The organism is Acinetobacter sp. YH12099, assembly GCF_013419195.1.
GTDB classification, from domain to species: domain Bacteria; phylum Pseudomonadota; class Gammaproteobacteria; order Pseudomonadales; family Moraxellaceae; genus Acinetobacter; species Acinetobacter towneri.
This window is the reverse complement of sequence record NZ_VPAP01000004.1, coordinates 136623-152870: the sequence shown is the minus strand read 5'-3', so window position 1 is coordinate 152870 and position 16248 is coordinate 136623. Positions and strand designations below refer to the sequence as shown.

The following is a 16248-nucleotide window of genomic DNA, read 5'->3' as shown; positions in this document are numbered from 1 at the left end:
CTGCCATATTGGCAGGACTCTCGATTTTACTAAATACTCTTCAACTGCTCTCAGAATATTCAATAGATGAACTGAATGAAATCGCAACCATTGCACTAGGTACCTAAAGATGTGTAGATACCTATGCTTTTAAGGGGGGGGAGGATGTCAATTCTCCTGACTGTGTTTTCATCTGTTTGGTGCGAGTGGTTCAGCTGCATCTCGCAATCAATCGGTGTGCATTTTTTTGCATCCATCCCGCAAAAGACAATCTGAAATTGTGTTCATCTTGCCTAGAATTGTGTAGGCAGTAAGTGATGCATAAATTGTCGGCAGACTATTGCTGTTTTGATAAAAAGCCTGTGAAAAACGTGCAGGAAGGTGCAAATTTTCATACAATAAGCCCACCTTGATATTGGTGCAGACCATGCTTGATACCCAACCAGATTTCCAAAGTGATGAATTTTTGTTAGATCATTATGTGGGCAAAACCCCATTGGTGCGTTTACAGCGTTTGGCAAGTCATACGCAGGCAACGGTTTTGGCAAAACTGGAAGGCAATAACCCTGCGGGTTCTGTTAAAGATCGTCCTGCCTACAACATGATTATGCAGGCAGAAAAACGCGGTGAAATTCAACCAGGCGATACTTTAATTGAGGCAACCAGTGGCAATACCGGTATTGCTTTGGCGATGGTTGCAGCTATGCGTGGCTATAAAATGCAGCTGATCATGCCTGATAATATGAGCCAAGAACGTAAAGATGCCATGCGTGCCTATGGTGCAGAATTGATTGAAGTGACCAAAGCACAAGGCATGGAAGGCGCACGCGATTTGGCTTTGCAAATGCAGAGAGAAGGCAAAGGCTTGGTGCTGAACCAATTTGGGAATCCAGATAATGTTGAAGCACATTACCTGACAACAGGGCCTGAAATTTGGCAGCAAACGGGCGGTAAAATTACCCACTTTGTCAGCTCTATGGGCACAACAGGCACCATTATGGGGGTGTCTAAATACTTAAAAGAACAAAACCCAGAGATTCAAATTATTGGTTTACAACCATCAGATGGTTCAAGCATTGCGGGGATTCGCCGTTGGCCTGAAGCATATTTACCAACCATTTTTGACCGCAGCCGTGTTGACCGCATTATTGATATTCCGCAAATTGAAGCAGAAAAAACCATGCGCAAATTGGCGCAAAAAGAAGGCATCAGCGCAGGCACATCATCGGGCGGCGCGGTATGGGCAGCTTTAAAAATTGCCGAAGAAAATCCAGATGCAGTGATTGTTTGTATTGTTTGTGACCGTGGTGATCGTTATTTATCGACAGGTTTATTCTCTGTTCAAGATACTGAATTGTGATATTCATTTTTCTATCACCCATTGAGTAAGATTTTATGCGTTTACCTGTGCTGATTTTCGATATAGAAACCGTTACCGATTTGAAGTCAGGCGCGCATTTATATCAACTCGATTTACCCGAAGCAGAGCTTGAACAAGCATTAATGAAGTTGCGTCGCCAAGAGGCAGGAACCGATTTTCAGCGTTTGCCTTTGCATGAAATTGTGTGTATTTCAGGCTTGTGGATTGATGAACACGGCATGAAGCTGTTTTCCTTTAGCCGTGAACATGACAGCGAAGCGACAATGCTGAAAAAGTTTTTGTCTATTTTTGATAAGCGTCATCCGACTTTGGTCAGTTGGAACGGTTCGCAGTTTGACTTGCCAGTGATTTTATTCCGCGCCATGTATCACGGGCTGTCTGCACCAAGTTTATTTGATCAGGGCGAGATTGATCAGCAAAAGCGCTATAACAATTATCAAAACCGTTACCATCAGCGTCATGTCGATTTAATGGATGTGATGGCAATGTTTAATGGTCGTCATTTTCAAAAGTTGGATGACATTGCGTATTTGCTAGGTTTTCCGGGTAAACGTGTAGATGCGGGCTATCATGTTCCTGCATTTATGCAAAGCGGCGAATGGTCAAGGCTGACGCGTTATTGTGAAGGCGATGTCTTAAATACTTGGTTGATTTATTTGCGTTGGCTGCTGCTCAAAGGGCAATTGCTGCTTGAAGAGCATACTTTATGGGTACAGCATACCATTCAATATTTGCATACTCAGCCGCAGCATGCAGACTTTTTAAGCGTGTGGCAGCACAGTTCGCAGCAAACTGAATTTACCCGTACAGATTTTCCTGAACAAAGTGTCACCACGCCTTCAAATGAATCCGTGATGCCTTTTCAATCTTCCCCATCTTCCGATATTTAGACTGATATGAAACATCGCAGTAAAAACCGTACCACGCAGCAGGCTGAATATTGCTTTCAGGTGGAATCGTTGTCACATGAAGGGCGCGGGATTGCACACTACACAGCTCAGTCGGGTCATCCAGCCGAGAAGCAGGGGAAAACAGTTTTTATAGAGGGCGCATTGCCTGGTGAAACAGTACGCGCCAAAATTACGCATAGTAACAAACGCTTAGAAGAAGCCGAGTGTCTAGAAGTGCTGGGTGAGCCTTCGACATTACGGGTTACGCCACAATGTCCACATTATCAGCGTTGCGGTGGTTGTAGCATGCAGCATATTCAGTTGGATGAGCAGATTCATCTCAAACAACAGGTGTTGCAGTCGCATCTGCAACATTTTGCGCAAATTCAGCCTGAAGAATGGTTAGCGCCTTTGCGTTCACAGCGTGAAGATTATCGCCGCAAAGCCCGTGTTGGGGTGCGTTATATTGCCAGTCAAGACAAATTGGTGGTCGGTTTTCGTGAGCGCAATAGCAATAAACTGACCTCAATTGACCGCTGTATGGTGTTGGATCAGGCATTTGGTTCGTTAACACGAATCAAGCAGCTACTCCAAAGTCTAACAGGCAAGGCCCATATTGGTCATATAGAATTGGCGATGGGAGATCAAGAGATTGCTTTGGTGGTGCGGCATACAGAACAACTATCTGCAGCCGATATCAACCAGTTACAGCAGTTTGCGTTACAGAAACACTGGCAATTGTATTTGCAGCCTGAAGGTCCAGACAGTTTGCATCGGGTTGATGATCCGCATGCAGCAATGCGTTTGCATTATCGTTTAGATGATTTTGATGTGAGTTTTGGCTTTCATCCCCAAGACTTTACCCAAGTCAATTCTACAATTAATCCACAAATGGTTAAGCTGGCATGTGATTTGCTTAACTTAAAATCAGGTGATCGGGTGCTTGATCTGTTTTGTGGATTAGGCAACTTTTCATTGCCGCTTGCACGTTGTGTAGGTGCAACAGGAAAGGTGGTTGCTGTAGAGGGTTCAGAGCAAATGGTGCAGCGTGGTGCAGAGAATGCACAACGTAATGATTTAGACAATGTTAAGTTTTATTCACAAGATTTAACAAAAGATTTTTCGCATCATTCTTGGGCAAATCAAGGATTTGAGGCATTATTAATTGACCCTCCGCGTTCAGGCGCAGAGGAAGTGATGTATTATGTGCCCAAATTTGGCGCAGATAGAATCGTTTATGTGTCTTGTAATCCAGCCACACTCGCAAGGGATGCAGGTGTATTGGTCAAGCAGGGCTATCAATTGAAAAAAGCAGGCGTGATGGATATGTTTCCGCATACGGGGCATGTCGAATCCATTGCCTTGTTTGAGAAAGAAAAGCAAATAAACGATTTATAATATGAAGTACATAGAGGTAGGAGAAGGGTATGGTCACAGTACGTGAACAACTTCCTGGACGTTTAAATGAACTGTCTGAGGAAACGACTGTAGAACATGCCGAGCAAGCCCGACAGGATTTAGCAGAATGGCTAGACCGAGTACGCGGGATTTACGATGGGGCGGCACTTGAACAATTAGAACGCGTTGCCAATTACACCCTGAAAAAAGAGCTGGAAACAGACGTCAGTCATCCATCGCATACCTTATATACAGGTATTGAGATGGCGAATATTTTAGCGCACTTGCATGTCGATGAAGACACTTTGTCTGCAGCCATGCTCTATCGTAGCGTGCGTGAAAATGTCATGCAGTTAGATGAAGTGCGTGAAGAATTTGGTGAAGCAGTTTATGGCTTGATCAAAGGCACCTTGTCGATGGGTAAGTTGTCTGAACTGATTGAGAAAAATAAGCGTTTAGAAGACCATTTTAATAATAACCAGCGTGAACATTTAACAGGCATTTATAAAATGCTGATTTCCATGACGGAAGATGTGCGCGTGGTGCTAATTAAACTGGCAGAACGTACCTATTCATTACGTGAGTTGGCAACCGCTTCCAAAGAACGTCAGGAGCGTGTGGCGCGAGAAATTTTAACCATTTACTCGCCATTGGCACACCGTTTAGGCATTGCCCAACTGAAATGGGAACTCGAAGATTTAGCCTTCCGTTATTTGGCGCCAGACCGTTATAAAGAAATTGCGACGTTACTGAATGAAAAGCGTTTGGAGCGTGAAAACTACATTCAAAACGTAATTGAGCAATTGCGTACAGAGCTGGGCAATAATGGTATTCATGCCGAAATTAGCGGGCGGGTGAAACACATTTATTCGATTTATCGAAAAATGAAGAGTAAAAACCTCAGCTTCGATCAGCTCTATGACATTCGTGCTGTACGTGTTTTGGTGAAAACCATTCCAGAGTGTTACCACTCTTTGGGCATCGTACATCAATTGTGGCGGCATATTCCGCACCAGTTTGATGATTACATTACCAATCCAAAAGCCAATGGTTATCGCTCATTGCATACTGCCGTAATTGCAGAAAACAAGTCGCTTGAAGTGCAAATTCGTACCCTAGATATGCACGAAGAAGCCGAGCTTGGGGTATGTTCACACTTTAATTATAAAGAAGGTTCTAAAGCCACAGACCATTCGTTTAATCATCGTTTACATTCTTTGCGTTCTGTTTTAGAGCACTATCAGGAACGTAACGATGCCAGTGCACATAAAGAAGATGATGATTCTGAAAACTTTGAACAAATCCAAGAGTTTGAAGATTTTGAGAAAATTTATGTGTTCAGCCGTGATGGTGATATTAAAGAATTGCCACGTGGCTCAACGGTGCTGGACTTTGCTTATCATGTGCATACCGAAGTCGGCAATAAATGCTATGCCGCACGGGTCAATCAGCGCTATGTGCCGCTCACCTATACTTTAAGAACAGGCGAGCAGGTCGAGATTTTGACCAAAAAAGACCGTGAACCGAACCGTGATTGGTTGGTGAATTCTTTAGGTTATATTAAGACAGCACGTGCGCGCGATAAGCTGCGTCATTGGTTTAGACAGCAAGACCGCAGTAAAAATCTGGAAGTTGGGCGTGAAGTGCTCAATAAAGAATTGTCACGTTTGGCGATTCATCCAAAAAGTATTGATTTAAATGATTATTGCAATCACTTTAACGTCAAAACAGGTGAAGACATTCTGATTGGTTTGGTGAATGGTGATATTAGCCTGCATGCCTTAATTAATCAGGTCAATCGTCACATGCACTTAGATCAGGATGAACCTGAACTGGTGTTGAAGCCAACCTTGAACCCACGTGCCAGCCATACCTTATCGGCACATGGCATTTTGATTGATGGTTTGGATAACGTTGAACTGCATATCGCACAATGCTGTCAGCCTGTGCATGGTGAAGCGATTGCGGGATATATTACCCTGAACCGTGGTGTGAGTATTCACAAAGTGGCGTGTTCGGACTATGTGCGTATGATTGGCAACGAACCTGAACGTGCGGTAGAAGCCGATTGGGAAATGCAGCCAACCCGTGGTCAAAGCGTACAAATTGTGGTGGAAGCCTATGACCGCCGTGGTTTGCTCAAAGACTTAACCCAAGTGATTTTTGCCGATCAAATTAACATTCGTCAGGTGAATACTATTTCTGAAAGTGATGGTATCGCCAATATGAAATTGTTAATTGAGGTTAAAGGCTTGGCGCAACTTTCTCGTTTGTTGGCACGTTTAGAGCAGCAACCAGGGATTATCAGCGCACGTCGTTTGGTGCAAGGCAGCTAAGCGAGCACGCTTTAAAAAACCAGCATGTTTGCTGGTTTTTTTCTATCGTATTTCAGCCAAAATGGAGAAGGGCGGATGAATAAAACACCTAAAAAAATTTGTGTGAATGTTAGCCGCATTCAGCAGATTTTTAGTCCCGATCCAAGTGCTGTACGCAGTGAACAGATTCAACAGCAAAAACAGGCTATTTATCGGCATCGGAATCAATTGCTTTCTGGATACTTAGAACACGATATTCAAAACAGCGATATTGAGCGTAACCCACATGGCAAGCCATTTTTGACAGCATTCCCTCAATTGCAGTTTAACCATAGTCATAGCCGTCAGCATTATGCTTTGGTAAGCAGTTTTGAATTGCTCGATGTTGGCGTAGATGTCGAGGACTTAGACCGTAAGGTGCGTTTCGATGCCTTGGCACAACATGCGTTTCATCCCAATGAACTCCAATACTGGCAAGATTTGGAACACGACGCTGATTATTGGTTTCGTGTCTGGACAACTAAAGAAGCAGTGCTGAAAGCATCAGGTTTAGGGATTCGTTTAAGCCTGAATGAGTTGGATACTCGTATGCATCCCAATGCACAGGGCGGCATTTGTCATCATCCACAGATTGGGCATTTTGCCTATCAAAACTTTCGTTTATCAGATTGTATGTTGACCGTAGCATGGCGAGCAGCGCCATCTTGCGTAGGCTTTCAGTTTCCACAGATTCATATTATTCAGCATTAACATCGCAACGTCAGCGTAAATATCGCAATGCTAAGGCACAAAAAAGCCTATCCGAAGATAGGCTTGAATGTTGGTGTCAGCAGAAATGCATTAAGGAATTTCTTGCTCTTCACCTTCAAATTCAGGTTTGACTTGAACAATGAAGTCCTGACGGTTCAAACCGCGCCATAAGGCAAAGGCTGTACCAATGTAAATAGATGAATATGTTCCGACAAAGACACCCACAAACATCGCAATCGAGAACCATTTCAGACCATCACCACCCATGAGCATCATCGCGACTACAACCAATAATAGGGTCATAGAGGTGTGAATGGTACGACGTAAAGTTTCTGTCAGCGCAATGTTTACCACTTCAAGTGGTGTTGCACCACGGATTTTACGGAAGTTTTCACGAATACGGTCAGATACAACAATGTTATCGTTGAGTGAGAAGCCAATAATCGCCAATAACGCTGCCAATACAGTCAGGTCAAATGGCCATTGCATCATGGCAAAAATACCCAGTGTCACCACAATATCGTGGAACAATGACAGTACCGCACCCATTGCCAGTTTGAATTCAAAGCGAATGGTGACGTATACCAACATCAATAACAGCGCTAAAGCTACAGCGCCCGCAGAACGTACGTACAGCTCATTACCGACTTGACCACCAACCACATCTACCTTTGGCACAGTTGCCGTGTTATTTGGTAGTTGTACCGCAGCAGTAATTGCTTTGGTTAAGTCTTCTGCTTCAACATCTTCTTGCACAGGCATACGTACCATTAGGTCGCGGTCTGAACCAAGCGTTTGTACCACAGGGTCGTTAAAGCCTGCTTTGACCAATGCGTTAGAAACATCGGTGGCTTTTACTGGATTGCTATAGTTGAGTTCTGCAGCAATACCCCCAGTAAAGTCCAAACCTAAGTTTAAACCTTTGGTGGCAATGAAGAAGATACTGGCAACCGTTAATAGAATAGAAAGCAATGCCGCAGGCAAAGCAATCTTCATAAACGGAATCACGCGCTCATCATCAGGGCGGCCATATTTTTTTGAAGGCAGTTGAGTATTCTCAGTCATCAGTGATCTCCTTAAATGCTCAACTTTTTCAAGTTACGTTTTTTGCCGTAGATGATTTGTACAATTGCACGGGTCACTGTAATTGCAGTAAACATCGAGCAGACAATACCAATCATGAGCGTCACAGCAAAGCCTTTGATTGGACCTGTACCAATCGCAAACAGAATGAATGCCACCAAGAATGTGGTTAAGTTCGAGTCGAAAATAGTGTTATACGCTCGGTCATAACCCGCCACAATGGCTTGTTTGGGCGAGGCCCCCCACTTAATTTCTTCTCGTATTCGCTCACAAATCAAGACGTTGGCATCTACCGCCATACCAATGGTAATTACGATACCCGCAATACCCGGCAAGGTGAGTGATGCACCAATCCAAGACATGACGGTTAAAATCATGGCTAAGTTAAACACTAAAGCGAAGTTGGCAATCAGACCAAACAGACGGAAGAACACCACCATCCAGATTGCAACCAAAATGAAGCCAATCTGAGTCGACAATACGCCTTTATCAATGTTTTCTTGACCCAAGCTTGGACCAATCACACGTTCTTCGACAAAGTACATTGGCGCTGCCAAGGCACCTGCACGAAGCATTAAGGCCAATTCAGAGGCTTCTTGTGGGGAATCTAGACCTGTAATACGGAACTGCGAACCCAATACCGCCTGAATGGTTGCAGCATTAATGACGACAGATTCGGTATATGGGGTGCGTACTTCAGTTTGTGTGCCAGTTTCATCGGTCACATAGCTAATACGTTGTTTGTTTTCAATAAACAATACCGCCATACGTTTACCCACAGCGTTACGTGTCGCATCTGCCATGAGTTTACCGCCCGCAGCATCAAGGGTAATGTTAACTTCTGCACCGCCTGTATCTTGGCTAAAACCACTCGACGCATTTTGAACACGCTCACCCGTTAAAATACGGCTGCGGTTCAATAATAATTGGCGACCACTGTCCAAAGATTCAAAGGCAAACGCTTCTGTGCCAGGTGGTACTGTACCTGTAGTCTGACCTGTGTACGGATCAATATATTGATCATTTAAGTCAGACACCAAACGGAATTCGAGGTTCGCAGTACGACCGAGTACACGCTTCGCTTCAGCAGTATCTTGTACGCCTGGCAATTCCACTACAATACGGTTGCTACCTTGAGTTTGTACCAAAGCTTCAGCCACACCTAACTCGTTAATACGGTTACGTAAAGTAGTTAAGTTCTGATTGACCGCATACGACTGAATTTCCTGTTTACGGACATCGGTATAGTTCAGACGTAAGCTAGAGCCTTCTGTGGTGGCTACAGCTTGCTGTGTGTATTCATTGCCGTTACGACGCAAGAAATCCATCACTGCATCACGGTCTGCATTATTGGCAAACTGTAGGGTGATGGTGTTGTTATTCAGCGAAAGGCTATTAAATTTCAGCTTGTTGTCACGCAATTGACGGCGTAAATCGGTGGCTGAAGTTTCCATACGCTGGCTGATGGCCTTGTCCATATCCACTTCTAATAAGAAGTGCACACCACCACGTAAGTCCAGACCGAGTTTCATTGGTTTTGCACCAATTTTTTGTAGCCATTCTGGTGTGGTTGGCGCAAGGTTCAGTGCCACGACATAGTCATCACCTAAACCGCGACGTAAAGCTTCTTTGGCTTTGAGTTGGGCTTCTGAGGTGTCTAAACGCAACAATGCAGCATTGTTGGTAAAGCTGTTGTCATGACTGGCAATATTTTCTGATTGTAAAATTTGCTCTGCTTTTTGTATGATGCTTTGATCAATTTGGGTACCAGCTTTGGCACCTGAAATTTGAACAGCAGGTTCATCTGGATACAAGCTAGGCAGGGCATATAATGTACTCACCACAAGAACAACGAGGATGAGCAGATATTTCCATGCTGGGTAACGCATTTATTTTCTTCTTAAAATGAAAAAGTCGTGCGTGAGCACGACTCTTTTTGATTAGAGGTTGTTTAATGTGCCTTCAGGAAGAACTGAAATGACACTCGCGCGTTGTACTTTTACTTCTACACCACGGTTCAGCTCTACCACTGCAAAATCACCTTCAATTTTCGTGATTTTACCCATAAGACCACCTGCGAATACCACTTCACTGCCTACGCCCAAGCTTTCAATCAGTGTACGATGCTCTTTGGCACGCTTTGATTGTGGACGCCAAATCAGGAAGTAGAAAATTGCAATGAAGACTGCAATCATTAAAAGGTTAGCCACAAGGCTTGGTTGTTGTGCAGCTTCACCTGCTGCGTGAGCGGTCGAAATAAAAAGGCTCATTTCATTTTCCTAAACTAAAAACTGGCGATCAGTGATCTGATAATAAATTGGGTTTGTTCTGCAATTTACCTTGTCTTTTTACTCAGCGCAAATACTGAAAAGACTAATCTTCAGGACAAGGCGGTACTTCTAGGCCACGACGGGCATAAAAGTCCTGTACAAATTCATCGAAAGTGCCGTTATCTAAGGCATTGCGAATATCTTGGGTAAAGCGTTGGTAATAACGTAAGTTATGAATAGTGCCCAACATTGACCCCAACATTTCGCCACATTTTTCTAAATGAAACAAATAAGCGCGGGTAAAGTTCTTGCAAGTATAGCAATCACAATGCGGATCGAGCGGGCTTTGGTCATGACGATACTTACTGTTACGAATACGCACCAAGCCATCGGTTACAAAGTAATGACCATTGCGCGCATTACGGGTTGGCATCACGCAGTCGAACATATCGACGCCACGACGAATTGCTTCCACAATATCTTCTGGCTTGCCGACGCCCATCAAATAACGTGGTTTATCTTCTGGCATTTTAGCTGGCAAATAATCCAGTACTTTGATCATTTCTTCTTTCGGTTCACCCACCGAAAGACCGCCAATGGCATAACCATCAAAACCAATTTCAAGTAAGCCGTTTAAAGATTCAACACGTAAATCTTCGTACATACCGCCTTGAATAATCCCGAACAGCGCGTTGCTGTTTTGTAGTTCATCATGGTGATGTGTTTTACAGCGTTTTGCCCAGCGTAAAGACAATTGCAAAGATTTTTGTGCTTCTTCATGCGTTGCAGGATAAGGCGTACATTCGTCAAAAATCATCACGATGTCAGAGTTCAAAGTTTTTTGAATTTCCATCGAGATTTCAGGCGAAAGAAAAACCTTTGAGCCATCAATAGGCGAACGGAAGGTCACACCTTCTTCTTTAATTTTACGCATTGCGCCTAAGCTAAACACCTGAAAGCCACCAGAGTCAGTCAAAATAGGCTTATCCCATTTGATGAATTCATGTAGACCGCCGTGTTGCTGAATCACTTCTAGCCCTGGACGCAAATATAAATGAAAGGTATTGCCTAAAATAACCTGTGCCTGAATTTCTTCAATATCGCGTGGCAGCATGCCTTTGACTGTGCCATACGTCCCCACAGGCATAAACACAGGGGTTTCTACCACACCATGAGCAAGTGTTAAACGACCACGACGGGCGCGCCCCGACTGACCTAATTTCTCAAACTTCATATATGTTCCAAATCAAGGCGAAAAAACAGTTCGCTGATTGTTCATGCTAAAAGTGCAATATTTTCCTAGATTCTGCACGGAATTGCCAGTTGAGATACGTTTTCCTTGGTAAAAATTGCGAGTAAATATTTTGTTCAAATCCATTGTGCTTACATGGCGTAAAATTGCTGAATACGTTGGGTAATTTCTTTATGTAAGGCAATTTCACCTTGTTCATGATTGTCCATTGCAGCAACGTGCTGAATTAAACGCTGAATATATAAATTACTGTCAATAAAACTCGGTTCTAATGTGAGCAAATAGGCTTCATGTGCAATGCTCAAATAATCATACGGTTCCACTTCTAAAAGTTGTGCCAGATCAATCAGCAAGTCTTTATCCACTTGTTGTAGTTTGAGCTTGGGTTGTGCGGTGGATTGTTCCATCGTGGTTTGAGGCGCTTTGTTGTGCAGGAATTCATCGAGCAAAGCACTTGGAGTGTTTAGAAATTGCGCTGAGTGGATTTCTACATCGACCTGTTTGGGCACATGAATAAAAAACAGAATTTGGCTTAAATCTAAGCCATAAGCGCCCGATAAAGATTGTTTAGCCTGCTGAAATATATCCAGTAAAAGTTCAAGATGGTTGTATTGCAGCGTGTCATTGGAATTCAGCAGAGGATTGCCATAGATATGTCGCTGTTTAAAATAATCTGCAAAAATATTTTTAAATTGATGCAGACCGCTAGAATTGTTGGCTTGAGTGCGATAACGCCATTTTTCTATATTCCATTTATTTACTTCAGATAAATATTGTGCTTCATCTTCCTGTTCATTAAACAGGCTGCGTTGGCTTGAAACAGCTAAATAATCGACCCCAAGATATTCATTAAAGACCAGTACACAGGCATAAATTTGGTCTTGTTCATATTGCTCATAGAGTTGGAAAAACTCTTGAATGAGGGGTTTTTCAGGTTCTGAATATGTTCTAACATTTTATCGGCTTACTTTTTATTTTGGGATTTATGTTTTGAGCAATTGTTGTTTATATTTTGCTCAACCTCATGATTGTGTCAAAGCTGAGAAAAATGTCAATAAGACAAAACAAATTGTAGTCAAAGCTCACTTAAGTTGTTAAATTGTAATTAAAATCAATTCATAGAGGTGGGCTATGAGTGAATTAAATAGTGCACTAAAAGAAGACCAATTCTATAAAACACTTTTGGAAACCACGAATGCAATTCCGTGGCAGATTAACTGGAAAACCAAAGCTTTTAGCTATATTGGCCCACAAATTGAGTCTTTACTGGGTTGGACGCAAGACAGCTGGAAAACTGCACAAGATTGGATTGATCGGATGCATCCTGAAGATCGGGACAAGACCGTGAATATGTGTGTGAGTCTGTCCGATCAAGGCACAGACCACGAAGCGGATTATCGTGCCTTAACCGCTACAGGAGATTATGTCTGGATTCGTGATGTGGTGCATGTGATTCGTGAAAATAACGAAACTGTGGCGATTATTGGGTTTATGTTTGATATTTCTGCGCGTAAACAAATGGAGTTGGAATTCGAAGCGTTGAGTCGCAAAAATCTGGCTTTGAGCTTACAAGACCCGCTGACCTTGGTTGCCAATCGAAAGGCGCTCAGTGAGCGTATAGAAAACGAATTTAAACGTGCTGTGCGTCATCAACATGCATTGTCTCTCTTGTTTATCGACATCGACCATTTCAAGCCTTATAACGACAATTATGGACATTTACAGGGTGATCATTGTTTGATTAGTGTGGCGCAGTTGCTTAAACAACACTTTGCTCGTGCATCTGACTTTGTGGCTCGCTTTGGTGGCGAAGAGTTTGTGGTGCTGTTGCCTGAAACACCATTGGCAGATGCTGTACAACTTGCTGAAAACTTTAGACAGGCAGTATATGCGCTGGAAATTCCACATACCAAGACAGGGGAGACGACCCAAGTTACTGTGAGTATTGGTGTAAATAGCTATCACCAAAATCAGCAGTATCACAATGTGGTCGATTTTCTGCATTCAGCCGATGAATTGTTGTATTTGGCAAAAAACAAAGGACGTAATCAGGTGCAGTATCTGACACAGTCTTGTGTTTAGTCGAAATCTGAAAAAACAGCAAGCTTCGTGCTTGCTGTTTTTATAAATAATTTCAAAGGAGCGGCTTAGAATTAAATGGCTTAAAAGTTTGGACGATAATCAAAACTTTGTGCTGCACCGTTGTCCCGAAAGGCACGCACAGGCTTTTTCGCTGTGGTTGCAGTGTTGATCATGTTGTTGGGAAAGACCTGAATATAGTTATTAAACAACTCGACATTGCGGTTATAAATAGTAATCGCAGCACCGACATTTTCGTTCTGCTCATCAATTTCATGCATCATTTTTAAATACAATTGGTCGGCTTTGAGTTCAGGATAATTTTCGACCACCACATTTAAGCTGCGCATCAATTCTTTGCTCAAGGCTTCAACACGTTGTAATTGGCTGACATCGGCATTGTTGATGTTTAGGTTCATAATATTTTGGCGCAGTTCAGTCACTTTTTCTAAAGTGCCTTTTTCCATACCTGCATATTGTTCGACCACTGGCGCAAGTTCTTCAAGCGTTTTTAACTTCTGTCGTTCAAAACTGGTCACATCTGCCCAAGCGCGGATGGTGGCGTTGTGGTGGCGTACGATGTTGTTACGAATCATGATGCCCAGCATCACCAAGACGATGACAACCAAAAGAAAAATTGCGATACCCATGTTTTGCCCCAAGATGATTTTCTTAGTCCAGAAAATCAACCAAATCTGTCTGTAATTGTTCTAAATAAGGTAATTTAAAAGTGCGTAAGTGTCCACGCAATGCGGAAATATCTTGAATATTTTTTGCTTTACTGGAAATTTCAAACAGGTTGCGATTGCCTAAAAAACAGAGCGTGTTCCGCTCAGGGTGAAATAACAAATCACCTTGCTGATGCTGAAAAAAATCATCCAGTTTTAACACCATTGCAGGGCTGAGGGTGCGCGCCAGTTGAATTGCATCACTACCAAAAAAGTTGAGTTTTTGATTCAGGCGAATGTCACTGGTATGCCACGGCACATGATAAGGAGCACCAAAAGTTTTATTATTTGAGGTAACGGCTAAACCTTGTAGCTGCACATCAAAGACAAATACGCCCGATAAATGCCGCACCACTTCACGCACTTTATAGTCATTGCCATTTTGATCTTTAATGCGGGTTTCACTGACATAGCGATATTCAAAGACCAAAACCTGATGTTGCTTGCCTTGTTGATCTTGCCAAACAGTACTGGCGTAACGGCGAATTTCATTGGACAGATTCCCCAAATTAAACAAGGGAAACAGACTTTTTAAATGAGCAATCAAATAAACGGGTTGTAGGGTTCGGGCAAGATGTTGCGGTGGTTGCTGCCATGCCAGTTGATAGCGCTGTGCAATGCTTTCTTGTTCTAAAAAAGTGATGACTTCTTCAATGGGGTCGTCTTGTTCATAGGTAATAAATGCCCAGAAGATACAGCCTAACCCAATCAGCAAGCAGAATTGCAGCCAAATATTACTCGGTTGAATCAAGAGCAATAAACAGAACAACACACCTATAATGCCAAGCAGGACAGGCAAAACATTTTCAAACTTGAGGGTGATGTCATCTTGCCAAGGGTGTAAGCCATCTAAAATATCTTGATGGCTTTGTGCTTTTTTTCCAATATCCCATAACCGCGCGATATTACGAAATACCCGTTGATTCTTCTTGCGTCGAATATGAATGGAGTGTTGCACGGTATCGAGCGGCATGGCGGTTTCTTTTACAGTTTGAAAATTAAGTCTGAGCTTGATCAATCAGCATGGCATCGCCATAGCTAAAGAAACGATAGCGTTCCGCCACAGCATGTTGATACGCCTGCATGACATTTTCACGGCTTGAAAGCGCAGATACCAACATTAATAAGGTGGATTCAGGCAAGTGGAAATTGGTGATTAGACGATCCACCACTTTAAACTGATAACCTGGGTAAATAAAAATTTGCGTATCACCCGACCAAGCCGCAAGTTCGCCTGAATGGGCTTGAGCTGCACTTTCCACGGCACGGGTGGCAGTTGTGCCCACTGAAATAACTTTGTTGCCTCGTGCTTTGGTTTCACGAATCAGCGCTACGGCAGCTTCAGAAACTTCACACCATTCACTGTGCATGATGTGATTGGCAATATCATCGGTACGTACAGGCAGGAATGTACCTGCGCCCACGTGCAAGGTCACAAAGGTTTTTTGAATGCCTTTATCTGCTAGCTGTTGCAGTAAGGCTTCATCAAAGTGCAAGCTGGCAGTGGGTGCGGCAACACTAGCGAGTTTTGTTGGGTCGTTAAATACGGTTTGATAACGCTCGGTATCAATCGCTTCTGCTTCGCGGTTAAAGTAGGGTGGAATCGGCAACTGACCGTAGGCATCCAATACGTCTAAAATAGGCTGCGAAAACTCGACAATAAATAAGTTTTCATGGCGACCTTGTACGGTCACTTTTACAGCATCAGGCCCAATAAACAGTTCTGCACCTGCTTTTGGTGAGTTGCTGGCTTTAATATGGCAATGGGCAATAAATTGATCTTGCAGACGTTCTACCAAGACTTCCACTGCACCGCCTGTGGCACGTTTACCTTTAAGACGCGCTTTCATGACTTTGGTATCGTTAAGTACCAGTAAATCGCCCGCTTCGAGTAAATTCAGTAGGTCGGTAAATTGATGGTCATGATACTGACCTTGAGCATCAAGATGCAGCAGACGAGAGGCGCTACGACTTGCTAGTGGGTAACGAGCAATGAGTTCATCGGGGAGATTAAAATTAAAGTCAGAAAGCTGCATGATAAAAACAAGTTAGAACACTGGGAAAACTGCGCCTAGTATATGCTTTTTTAGGTTTTATGGATGAAATTGGTCGATTATAAATCA

14 protein-coding genes are annotated in these 16248 nt (G+C 43.1%); 6 read left to right on the top strand and 8 right to left on the bottom strand.

All coding sequences use genetic code 11. From position 1 onward, the window contains the following. The first annotated feature begins 406 nt into the window (after window positions 1-406). The 5 genes from cysM (at window position 407) to FTU39_RS04470 (ending at window position 6713) form a co-directional block, all read left to right on the top strand. Window positions 407-1339: a cysteine synthase CysM gene (gene cysM / locus FTU39_RS04490; protein ID WP_179995057.1), complete on the top strand. Its 933-nt coding sequence runs from the start codon at window positions 407-409 to the stop codon at window positions 1337-1339. Between the two features lie 35 nt (window positions 1340-1374). Further along, complete coding sequence (locus FTU39_RS04485; protein ID WP_004974933.1) at window positions 1375-2250, top strand: 3'-5' exonuclease; 876 nt, start codon at window positions 1375-1377, stop codon at window positions 2248-2250. A 6-nt stretch (window positions 2251-2256) separates the two neighbouring features. Continuing rightward, on the top strand, window positions 2257-3648 hold the full coding sequence (gene rlmD, locus FTU39_RS04480; protein ID WP_179990030.1) for a 23S rRNA (uracil(1939)-C(5))-methyltransferase RlmD: 1392 nt from the start codon (window positions 2257-2259) through the stop codon (window positions 3646-3648). Window positions 3649-3677: 29 nt separating this feature from the next. Then, a complete protein-coding gene (locus FTU39_RS04475) occupies window positions 3678-5984 on the top strand; it encodes a bifunctional (p)ppGpp synthetase/guanosine-3',5'-bis(diphosphate) 3'-pyrophosphohydrolase (protein ID WP_180051780.1) in 2307 nt (768 codons plus the stop codon). Window positions 5985-6059: 75 nt separating this feature from the next. Continuing rightward, entirely contained in the window at window positions 6060-6713 is a 654-nt protein-coding gene (locus tag FTU39_RS04470; RefSeq protein WP_096902676.1) for a 4'-phosphopantetheinyl transferase superfamily protein, read from the top strand. A 90-nt stretch (window positions 6714-6803) separates the two neighbouring features. Here FTU39_RS04470 and secF read toward each other — a convergent pair whose 3' ends face one another. From secF to FTU39_RS13940, 5 genes are all read right to left on the bottom strand, one after another. Continuing rightward, window positions 6804-7781 (bottom strand): protein translocase subunit SecF, encoded by a 978-nt coding sequence (gene secF, locus FTU39_RS04460; RefSeq protein ID WP_171525035.1) that lies wholly within the window; start codon window positions 7779-7781, stop codon window positions 6804-6806. 8 nt (window positions 7782-7789) lie between these two features. Further along, on the bottom strand, window positions 7790-9685 hold the full coding sequence (secD, locus tag FTU39_RS04455) for a protein translocase subunit SecD (protein ID WP_104852524.1): 1896 nt from the start codon (window positions 9683-9685) through the stop codon (window positions 7790-7792). A 51-nt stretch (window positions 9686-9736) separates the two neighbouring features. After that, complete coding sequence (gene yajC, locus FTU39_RS04450) at window positions 9737-10066, bottom strand: preprotein translocase subunit YajC (RefSeq protein WP_004974939.1); 330 nt, start codon at window positions 10064-10066, stop codon at window positions 9737-9739. A gap of 103 nt (window positions 10067-10169) precedes the next feature. Further along, on the bottom strand, window positions 10170-11300 hold the full coding sequence (tgt, locus tag FTU39_RS04445; protein WP_004974942.1) for a tRNA guanosine(34) transglycosylase Tgt: 1131 nt from the start codon (window positions 11298-11300) through the stop codon (window positions 10170-10172). Between the two features lie 149 nt (window positions 11301-11449). Then, the gene (locus FTU39_RS13940) at window positions 11450-11827 is read right to left on the bottom strand and encodes a hypothetical protein (RefSeq protein WP_306669350.1); all 378 of its coding nucleotides are present in this window, start codon (window positions 11825-11827) and stop codon (window positions 11450-11452) included. Between the two features lie 622 nt (window positions 11828-12449). Here FTU39_RS13940 and FTU39_RS04435 point away from each other — a divergent pair. Beyond that, complete coding sequence (locus FTU39_RS04435; protein ID WP_180051779.1) at window positions 12450-13400, top strand: sensor domain-containing diguanylate cyclase; 951 nt, start codon at window positions 12450-12452, stop codon at window positions 13398-13400. A gap of 80 nt (window positions 13401-13480) precedes the next feature. On the opposite strand, the gene FTU39_RS04430 is transcribed toward FTU39_RS04435, so the two are convergent. Genes FTU39_RS04430 through queA form a run of 3 tightly spaced genes read right to left on the bottom strand, consistent with a single transcriptional unit; the run spans window position 13481 to window position 16161 of the window. Then, complete coding sequence (locus tag FTU39_RS04430; RefSeq protein ID WP_154320335.1) at window positions 13481-14047, bottom strand: LemA family protein; 567 nt, start codon at window positions 14045-14047, stop codon at window positions 13481-13483. Window positions 14048-14069: 22 nt separating this feature from the next. Further along, window positions 14070-15098 carry a hypothetical protein gene (locus FTU39_RS04425; protein ID WP_004974951.1) on the bottom strand — a complete coding sequence of 343 codons (1029 nt, stop codon included), beginning with the start codon at window positions 15096-15098 and terminating at the stop codon, window positions 14070-14072. 25 nt (window positions 15099-15123) lie between these two features. Then, window positions 15124-16161, bottom strand: a complete 1038-nt coding sequence (queA, locus tag FTU39_RS04420; RefSeq protein WP_131262001.1) for a tRNA preQ1(34) S-adenosylmethionine ribosyltransferase-isomerase QueA — start codon at window positions 16159-16161, stop codon at window positions 15124-15126. Window positions 16162-16248 lie beyond the last annotated feature (87 nt).

Coding starts and splice junctions, on each gene's coding strand:
- cysM (WP_179995057.1), top strand. CDS start 407: ATGCTTGATACCCAACCAGATTTCCAAAGTGATGAATTTTTGTTAGAT.
- FTU39_RS04485 (WP_004974933.1), top strand. CDS start 1,375: ATGCGTTTACCTGTGCTGATTTTCGATATAGAAACCGTTACCGATTTG.
- rlmD (WP_179990030.1), top strand. CDS start 2,257: ATGAAACATCGCAGTAAAAACCGTACCACGCAGCAGGCTGAATATTGC.
- FTU39_RS04475 (WP_180051780.1), top strand. CDS start 3,678: ATGGTCACAGTACGTGAACAACTTCCTGGACGTTTAAATGAACTGTCT.
- FTU39_RS04470 (WP_096902676.1), top strand. CDS start 6,060: ATGAATAAAACACCTAAAAAAATTTGTGTGAATGTTAGCCGCATTCAG.
- secD (WP_104852524.1), bottom strand. CDS start 9,685: ATGCGTTACCCAGCATGGAAATATCTGCTCATCCTCGTTGTTCTTGTG.
- yajC (WP_004974939.1), bottom strand. CDS start 10,066: ATGAGCCTTTTTATTTCGACCGCTCACGCAGCAGGTGAAGCTGCACAA.
- tgt (WP_004974942.1), bottom strand. CDS start 11,300: ATGAAGTTTGAGAAATTAGGTCAGTCGGGGCGCGCCCGTCGTGGTCGT.
- FTU39_RS04435 (WP_180051779.1), top strand. CDS start 12,450: ATGAGTGAATTAAATAGTGCACTAAAAGAAGACCAATTCTATAAAACA.
- FTU39_RS04430 (WP_154320335.1), bottom strand. CDS start 14,047: ATGGGTATCGCAATTTTTCTTTTGGTTGTCATCGTCTTGGTGATGCTG.
- FTU39_RS04425 (WP_004974951.1), bottom strand. CDS start 15,098: ATGCCGCTCGATACCGTGCAACACTCCATTCATATTCGACGCAAGAAG.
- queA (WP_131262001.1), bottom strand. CDS start 16,161: ATGCAGCTTTCTGACTTTAATTTTAATCTCCCCGATGAACTCATTGCT.